The sequence below is a fragment of the Stenotrophomonas sp. PS02300 genome (assembly GCF_029959395.1).
Taxonomy (GTDB): Bacteria; Pseudomonadota; Gammaproteobacteria; order Xanthomonadales; family Xanthomonadaceae; genus Stenotrophomonas; species Stenotrophomonas maltophilia_AD.
This window is the reverse complement of the sequence record NZ_JASCOP010000151.1, coordinates 1-7,944: the sequence shown is the minus strand read 5'-3', so window position 1 is coordinate 7,944 and position 7,944 is coordinate 1. Positions and strand designations below refer to the sequence as shown.

Genomic DNA, 7,944 nt, shown 5'->3' with positions numbered 1-7,944 from the left:
AAGACGGGGTGGATGGCGAATTGAGCGGGGGCAGCCACGCAGGGGGTGGCTCTACCGCGCGGGACCCGTAGAGCCACGCCCTGCGTGGCTGTGGACTACCGATCAGCGCTTCGGAGGCGGCAGGTCCTTCACCGGGTTGGCCTTCAGCCATTCCTGCCGCTGTTCCGGGCTCATGCTGCCCCAGCGCTCGCGCAGGGCATCACGCTGGGCCGGGGTCATGCCGCGCATCTGCGCGAACAGTGCGCGGGCCTGCTCGCGCTGTTCCGGGCTCATGTTCTCGAAGCGGTGGCGGCCGCGCCTGGCCAGCTCACGCTGTTCCGGGGTCATGCTCTGCCAGCGCTGGCCGTGTTGCAGCATGCGCTCGCGCTGCGGCGGCGGCGCGTCGTTCCAGCGGTCACGCACTGGCGCGATCAGCGCATCGCGCTGCTGCGGCGTGAGCTTGTCCCACTCGGGCAGCGTCGTGGTCTGCGCGGCGCTGGCCGCGCTCAGCGACAACAGCACCAGCGCCAGGGTCAGTCGCGGTTTCATGTTCACTCCATTGCCAGGTCGGTGGCGCCCAGCCACAGGTACAGGTCCGGATTCTCGTCGAGCACGTCGCCGCTGTCATCCGCGGCCACGCCCGCCACCTGCACCGGGGGGGCCACCGGCGGGCGGGCGGTGAAGCTGATGCCCAGGCCCAGCGCCACCACCAGCGAACACGCGGTGGCCAGCCACCAGCCGTGCGCGCGCGCCCGCTGCGGCGCATGCCGCGCGGCACGCAGACGCGCCAGCGTGGCCGGGGAGAGCTGGGTCAGCGCATGCGCGTGCAGCTGCGCCAGCGCGGCATCATCGGGAAGGGTGGGGGGCACGGGGCGGCTCACAGTTCAATCTCCAGGTGCTGCTGCAGCGCCTGCCGGGCGCGCGAAAGATGGGTTTTGACCGCGCCTTCGCTGCAGCCCATGGCCGCTGCGGTGGTGGCGCCGTCGAGCTGCTGCAGCACGCGCAGGGTGAAGGCCTCGCGCTGGCGTGCAGGCAGGTCGCGCAATGCCTTGACCAGCGCCGCGTACTGATCGCGCTGCTCATGCGCCTGGGCCGGGCCCGGTCCAGGATCGGCCCAGTCGATGTCGTGGTCACCGGCCAGCTCGTCGCTGCTGCGCCAGAACCGCAGCCGGAAGCCGCGGCGGCGCTGCAGGTCCACCACCCGGCGGCGCAGGATGCTCCAGAACAGCGGCGACCACTCGCCCGCCGGCTTGTCGCGGTAGGCCAGCATGCGCAGCATCGCGTCCTGCACCGCGTCCAGCGCATCGTCACGCTGGCGCAGCCCGGCCTCGGCGAAGCGGAACGCGCGCGGGCCGATGCCGGCCAGGAACGCATCCAGCGACACCGGCAGCGCGGTTTCGGCATCGGCATCGTCGGCCAGGGTCGGCAGGGAAGGGCTCACCAGCACAGGGTAGCGCTCGCGCAGGGGGATACCGTGAGAACGCACCAGCGCGGCATCGGTTGACCGCCCTGCAGAACGGTTCAGCGCATGGTTATGATGCAGGGGACGGGATGACCGCCGGGAAGAGGGACAGCAATGAGCGACGGGTTCGTGGCGTTGTATATCTTCATGCTGGCTGCGATCGCAGGCCACGTGATCATTTCGCGGGTGCCGGTGATCCTGCATACCCCCCTGATGTCCGGGTCCAACTTCATCCACGGCATCGTGCTGATCGGCGCCATGGTGGTGCTGGGCCACGCGCAGACCCCGCTGGAAAAGATCATCGGCTTCATCGCCGTGGTGCTCGGCGCGGGCAATGCCGCCGGTGGCTACGTGGTCACCGAACGCATGCTGGACATGTTCAAGCCCAGCCAGAAGCGCGATGCCGGGGAGAAGGCGCCTTGAACGTCACCACCGCGCAACTGCTGCAGTGGCTGGTGCAGGTGAGCTACCTGGTCGCCGCCACCCTGTTCCTGCTCGGCCTGCAGCGCATGGCCTCGCCCATGACCGCACGCAGCGGCATCCGCTGGGCCGGCCTGGGCATGCTGATCGCCACGGTGGCGACCTTCTTCCTGCCCGACCTGCACAACGTGCCGCTGATCCTGGCCGCAGTGGCGATCGGTACCGGCGTGGCGTGGTGGTCGGCCAAACGCGTGGCCATCACCGACATGCCGCAGATGGTGGCGCTGTACAACGGCATGGGCGGCGGTTCGGCCGCCGCGATCGGCGCGGTGGAACTGCTGCGCTTCTCGTTCCTGGCCAACCGCGATACCACCCATTGGAGCGCGCAGGCCATCGCCGAACTGAGCGCACGGCAGCCCTCGGCAACGGTACTGGCGCTGGCGGTGATCGGCTCGGCGATCGGCGCGGTGTCGCTGTCCGGCTCGATCATCGCCTGGGCCAAGCTCGACGGGCGGCTGGACCGGCGCGTGACTTTCCCCGGCCAGCAGGCCTTCAACCTGCTGGTCGCGCTTGCGGTCGTCGTGTTGGGGATCTGGGCAGCGGTGAGCCTGAGCCCGGTGGCGATCATCAGCTTCTTCGTGGTGGCGCTGGCGCTGGGCGTGTTGATGACCCTGCCGATCGGCGGTGCCGACATGCCGGTGGTGATCTCGCTGTACAACGCATTCACCGGCCTGGCGGTCGCCTTCGAAGGTTACGTGCTCGGCAACGAGGCGCTGATCATCGCCGGCATGATGGTCGGCGCGGCCGGCATCCTGCTGACCCGGTTGATGGCCAAGGCGATGAACCGGCCGATCAGCGGCGTGCTGTTCTCCAACTTCGGCGGGGGTGGCACGGCGCAGGAAATCACCGGCGCGCAGAAGCCGATCGAAGCCAGCGACGTGGCCGCCATGCTGGCCTTCGCCGAACGCGTGGTGATCGTGCCCGGCTACGGCATGGCCGTGGCCCAGGCCCAGCACAAGGTGTGGGAACTGGCGCAGCGGCTGATCGAGCGCGGCATCAAGGTGAAATTCGCGATCCACCCGGTGGCCGGGCGCATGCCGGGCCACATGAACGTGCTGCTGGCCGAAGCGGGGGTGCCGTACGACCTGATCGCCGACATGGACGACATCAACCCCGAGTTCCCCACCACCGACGTGGTGCTGGTGATCGGCGCCAACGACGTGGTCAACCCGGTGGCGCGCACCGACCCGGCCAGCCCGATCTACGGCATGCCGATCCTGGACGTGGTCAACGCCCGCAACGTGGTGGTGATCAAGCGCGGCAAGGGCACCGGCTTCGCCGGGATCGAGAACGCGCTGTTCTACGCCGACAACGCACGCATGCTCTACGGCGACGGCGCCGGCGCGGCCAGCGCGCTGGTCAGCGAATTGAAGGCCCTGGACGGCGGGCATTGACCGAAAAGCATCTGGAGGCACAGCCCCCCTGAGTCAGGGGGGCAGCCGCGAAGCGGCGGGGGTCTGGGTGAATGATGATGCGCGGGGCCCGCGGTTTGCGCAGCGAACCGTGGGAGCGCCAGCGCAGAATGCGTTGGCGTTACCGCGCGATCCACCATCCAACTACCAGCGCAACACCGAGCCAGAGCACCTCGCCAACCCCGTTGGCCAGCTGAACCAACGTGAACGCCATGAACGGCCCCATGCGCAACGCTGATTCCCACGGATCCAGTCCCAGCGAGCCGCCCAGGTAGGCCGAGGCGATGCCCCAGTTGGCGGCCAGCGCCACCAGCACGGTGCCCAGCAGGGTCAACGCCACCCGCGGCAGGCCGCCGCGCAGGTTGCCCAGGCGCAGCATGAAACCCAGCTCCAGGGCCACCAGCACGGCCATCCAGCCCGCCTGGCGGCCGCTCAGCAGTGCGATGAACAACCAGGCCAGCGTGGCCGTGACGACTCCAAGCAGCAACAGCGGGGGCCAGAGCCAGTGGGCGGACCTGGCGGGCGCAGAGGTGGGCGGCATGCATTCTTCCTTTGGTCCACCACAGGATACCGGCTTGCGGGGTGACCGGCGCGTGGCCGGCCGCTGGGCTAAAATGAGCGCCTTGCGGGAATTGGCCGCGACCCCATATCGATCCACATGTACTCCCGTAGCAGCGAACCCGTCCACTTCGAACGCGACTGCGAGGCCGTCATGGTCCCGCAGGGCGAAACGGTCACCTTGCCCGCCGGCAGCTATGGGTACATCACCCAGGCGCTGGGCGGCAGCTATACCGTGTTCGTCGAAGGCAATCTGTTCCGCATCGCCGGCAAGGACGGCGACGCCATGGGCAAGGAACCGCCCGCGCCGCTGGAACTGCCCGCCGACGCCTCCGACGAGGAGGTCGAAAAACTGGTCTGGCAGCAGCTGCGGACCTGCTTCGACCCCGAGATCCCGTTCAACATCGTCGACCTGGGCCTGGTCTACGAAGTGGAGCTCAAGCACCTGGACGATGGCCAGCGCGAGGTCGACGTCAAGATGACCCTGACCGCGCCGGCCTGTGGCATGGGCGATATCCTCGTCGACGACGTGCGCAGCAAGCTGGAAATGATCCCGACCGTGGCCGAAGCCGATGTCGAACTGGTGTTCGACCCGCCGTGGAACCAGCACATGATGTCCGAGGCCGCCCGCCTTGAAACCGGCATGCTGTAATTGAACCCGTAACCAGAACAGGAAATTTCCGGTGTCCCAGTCTTCCGTGAGCTTCACCACCACCCGTTCCGCCCAGCCGCGCAGCAGCGAGGAGCGTGAACGCATCCTGGCCGCCCCCGGTTTTGGTCTGCACTTCACCGACCACATGGTGGAAGTGCGGTGGGACAAGGACACCGGCTGGCACAACGCCAGCGTGCGCCCGTACGGCCCGCTGCAGCTGGACCCGGCCGCCGCGGTGCTGCACTACGGCCAGGAAATCTTCGAAGGCATCAAGGCCTACCGGCATGCCGACGGCTCGATCTGGACCTTCCGCCCGGATGCCAACGGCCGCCGCCTGCAGCGTTCGGCGCAGCGCCTGGCGCTGCCGGAACTGCCGGTGGAGATCTTCGTCGAATCGCTCAAGCAGCTGATCGCCGTGGACGCCAGCTGGGTGCCGTCGGCCGACGAATCCAGCCTGTACTTCCGCCCGTTCATGATCGGCGATGAAGCCTTCCTCGGCGTGCGCGGCGCGCAGAAGGCCGGCTACTACGTGATCGCCAGCCCGGCCGGCCCGTACTTCGCCAAGGGCGTAGCCCCGGTGTCGATCTGGCTGTCCACCGAATATGCGCGTGCGGCCAAGGGCGGCACCGGTGCGGCCAAGTGCGGTGGCAACTATGCCGCCTCGCTGCTGCCGCAGCAGAAGGCGCAGGCGCAGGGCTGCTCGCAGGTGCTGTTCCTGGATCCGGTCGAAGGCAAGTACCTGGAAGAACTGGGCGGCATGAACGTATTCCTGGTCTACAAGGACGGCACCCTGGTGACCCCGGCGCTGTCCGGCAGCATCCTGGAAGGCATCACCCGCGAAAGCATCCTGCAGCTGGCCCGCGACCGCGGCATGAAGGTCGAAGAGCGCAAGGTGACCATCGACGAGTGGAAGCGGGGCGTGACCTCGGGCGAGATCGCCGAAGTGTTCGCCTGCGGTACCGCCGCGGTGGTCACCCCGATCGGCCAGCTGAAGGGCGAAGGCTTCTCGGTGGGCGACCTGACCGCCCCGGCCGGTGAAGTGACCATGTCGCTGCGCAAGGAACTGACCGACATCCAGTACGGCCGCCTGCCGGACCGCCATGGCTGGCTGGTGCGCCTGGACGGTTGATCGTTCGAAGTCATTGAACACCCCAAGGCCCGCCTGGCAACAGGCGGGCCTTTTTCATGTCCGGCATTCCTCGTCTGAACGATCCAAACGCGCCCAACTCATTGACGCGCAAGCAATGTCTTGGTCATGACGCGCAAGACAGTGACGCAGGACACGAATTGCACCCGGCGTGACCGCATCGGCACGCGGAAGTTTCTTCACATTCACAAACCGTTGACCCGAAAAGTCTCAGATCGAAACTTTCACAACCCTGAAAGCGGGCTGAAACATTGTTGGGCTGAATCGAAACCACTAGCGTCCGGGGTCGGGCGGTTTCGCAGGGGAAAACCGATCCGTCTTCCAGGTTCGATCCAAGCCACCGCTCCACAGCGCCGGATCGAACCGACCTTTGCCGCCTCGACGGCTCCTCACGACTTGAAGGGAATTCCGATGTCTCATGATTCGCAGCGCTTGCGTCAGCGTGCCTTGGTTGTACTCGGTGGTTCGGTGCTTTCGACCCTGCTCCTGGCGGCTCCGGCGTTCGCCGGCGACGTGCAGTTGAGTGGCCTGGCCTCGGCCCCGACCCACCAGCGTTTCATCGTCAAGTACAAGGACGGCGCCACCGACGTCGCCACCCCGACCGCGCTGGCCAGTTCGCTCAAGGCCGCCGCCCAGGCCGTTCCGGCCGCGCAGGGTCGCGCGCTGGGCCTGCAGAAGCTGCGCCAGCTGGCCATTGGCCCGACCGTGGTCAAGGCCGACCGTCCGCTGGATGCGGCCGAATCGGAACTGCTGATGCGCCGCCTGGCCGCCGACCCGAACGTGGAATACGTCGAAGTCGACCAGCTGATGCACGCCACCTTGGTGCCCAACGACAGCCGCCTGTCCGAGCAGTGGGGCTTCGGCACCAGCAACGCCTCGATCAACGTGCGCCCGGCATGGGACAAGGCCACCGGCACCGGCGTGGTGGTGGCGGTGATCGACACCGGCATCACCAACCATCCGGATCTGAACGCCAACATCCTGCCCGGCTATGACTTCATCAGCGACGCCGCGATGGCCCGCGATGGCGGTGGCCGCGACAACAACGCCAACGACGAAGGCGACTGGTACGCCGCCAACGAATGCGGCGCCGGCTACCCGGCCTCCAATTCCAGCTGGCACGGCACCCACGTGGCCGGCACCATCGCCGCGGTGACCAACAACACCACCGGCGTGGCCGGTACTGCCTACAACGCCAAGGTCGTTCCGGTGCGCGTGCTGGGCAAGTGCGGCGGCTACACCTCCGACATCGCCGATGCCATCGTGTGGGCCTCCGGCGGCACCGTCAGCGGCGTGCCGGCCAATGCCAACCCGGCCGAAGTGATCAACATGTCCCTCGGCGGCGGCGGCACCTGCTCGACCACCTACCAGAACGCCATCAACGGCGCGGTGTCGCGCGGCACCACCGTGGTGGTGGCAGCGGGCAACAGCAATACCAACGTGTCCTCGTCGGTGCCGGCCAACTGCGCCAACGTGATCGCGGTAGCCGCCACCACCTCGGCCGGCGCCCGCGCCAGCTTCTCCAACTACGGTGCCGGCATCGATGTCTCGGCGCCGGGCCAGGCGATCCTGTCCACGCTCAACAGCGGCACCACCGTGCCGGGCGCGGCCTCGTATGCGTCCTACAACGGCACCTCGATGGCGGCCCCGCACGTGGCCGGCGTGGTCGCGCTGGTGCAGTCGGTCGCGCCGACCGCATTGTCGCCGGCGGCCATTGAAACGCTGCTCAAGAACACCGCACGGGCCCTGCCGGGCGCCTGCAGCGGCGGCTGCGGTGCCGGTATCGTCGATGCGGATGCGGCCGTCACCGCCGCGCTGGGCGGGACCAACCCGAACCCGGGCACCGGCACGCTGCAGAACAACGTGCCGGTCAGCGGCCTGGGTGCTTCCAGCGGTGCGTCGCTGGCCTACACCGTGGCCGTGCCGTCGGGCAGATCGCAGCTGAAGGTCACCATCGCCGGCGGCAGTGGCGATGCGGACCTGTACGTGCGTTCGGGCAGCGCGCCCACCGACACCGTGTACACCTGCCGCCCGTACCTGAGCGGCAACAATGAAACCTGCACGATCAACGCCCCGGCCGCGGGGACCTGGCACGTCCGGGTGAAGGCTTACAGCACCTTCTCCGGCGTGACCCTGACCGCGCAGTACTGAGGAAAAGGTCGCCCGACCAACGGTCGGGCGCTACCGACGCATGAGGCGGTTACCGCCTCATGCGTCCTCGAATCGATTCGCAGCGACGTTGTTGCGCACGTGT

Annotated in this window: 9 protein-coding genes; 5 read left to right on the top strand and 4 right to left on the bottom strand. The window is 68.0% G+C overall.

Annotation, left to right across the window (positions count from 1 at the left end; all coding sequences use genetic code 11):
- Nucleotides 1-102: 102 nt before the first annotated feature.
- From QMX79_RS18545 to QMX79_RS18535, 3 genes are read right to left on the bottom strand one after another with little or no spacing between them, the layout of a single operon-like run.
- Nucleotides 103-528, bottom strand: coding sequence for a DUF3106 domain-containing protein (locus tag QMX79_RS18545; protein WP_282248091.1), 426 nt, complete (start codon nt 526-528; stop codon nt 103-105).
- 2 nt (nt 529-530) lie between these two features.
- A complete protein-coding gene (locus QMX79_RS18540) occupies nt 531-848 on the bottom strand; it encodes a hypothetical protein (protein WP_282248093.1) in 318 nt (105 codons plus the stop codon).
- Between the two features lie 8 nt (nt 849-856).
- Nucleotides 857-1,408, bottom strand: a complete 552-nt coding sequence (locus QMX79_RS18535) for an RNA polymerase sigma factor (RefSeq protein WP_336618877.1) — start codon at nt 1,406-1,408, stop codon at nt 857-859.
- 147 nt (nt 1,409-1,555) lie between these two features.
- Between QMX79_RS18535 and QMX79_RS18530 the strand changes: the two genes are divergently transcribed.
- Together QMX79_RS18530 and QMX79_RS18525 are read left to right on the top strand one after the other, a co-directional pair.
- Complete coding sequence (locus QMX79_RS18530; RefSeq protein WP_068849390.1) at nt 1,556-1,864, top strand: NAD(P) transhydrogenase subunit alpha; 309 nt, start codon at nt 1,556-1,558, stop codon at nt 1,862-1,864.
- On the top strand, nt 1,861-3,315 hold the full coding sequence (locus QMX79_RS18525) for an NAD(P)(+) transhydrogenase (Re/Si-specific) subunit beta (protein WP_282248090.1): 1,455 nt from the start codon (nt 1,861-1,863) through the stop codon (nt 3,313-3,315). Before QMX79_RS18530 ends, QMX79_RS18525 begins: the two co-directional genes overlap by 4 nt.
- 139 nt (nt 3,316-3,454) lie before the next feature.
- Here the strand turns inward: QMX79_RS18525 and QMX79_RS18520 are convergent, their stop codons facing one another.
- Nucleotides 3,455-3,874, bottom strand: a complete 420-nt coding sequence (locus QMX79_RS18520) for a hypothetical protein (protein ID WP_282248089.1) — start codon at nt 3,872-3,874, stop codon at nt 3,455-3,457.
- A 117-nt stretch (nt 3,875-3,991) separates the two neighbouring features.
- On the opposite strand from QMX79_RS18520, the gene sufT reads away from it, so the two are divergent.
- The 3 genes from sufT to QMX79_RS18505 all read left to right on the top strand — a co-directional run bounded on the left by sufT (nt 3,992) and on the right by QMX79_RS18505 (nt 7,841).
- Nucleotides 3,992-4,543, top strand: a complete 552-nt coding sequence (gene sufT, locus QMX79_RS18515; protein WP_282248088.1) for a putative Fe-S cluster assembly protein SufT — start codon at nt 3,992-3,994, stop codon at nt 4,541-4,543.
- Between the two features lie 31 nt (nt 4,544-4,574).
- Nucleotides 4,575-5,672 carry a branched-chain amino acid aminotransferase gene (locus tag QMX79_RS18510; RefSeq protein ID WP_282248087.1) on the top strand — a complete coding sequence of 366 codons (1,098 nt, stop codon included), beginning with the start codon at nt 4,575-4,577 and terminating at the stop codon, nt 5,670-5,672.
- A gap of 429 nt (nt 5,673-6,101) precedes the next feature.
- Complete coding sequence (locus QMX79_RS18505) at nt 6,102-7,841, top strand: S8 family peptidase (RefSeq protein WP_282248086.1); 1,740 nt, start codon at nt 6,102-6,104, stop codon at nt 7,839-7,841.
- The last annotated feature ends 103 nt before the right edge of the window (nt 7,842-7,944 follow it).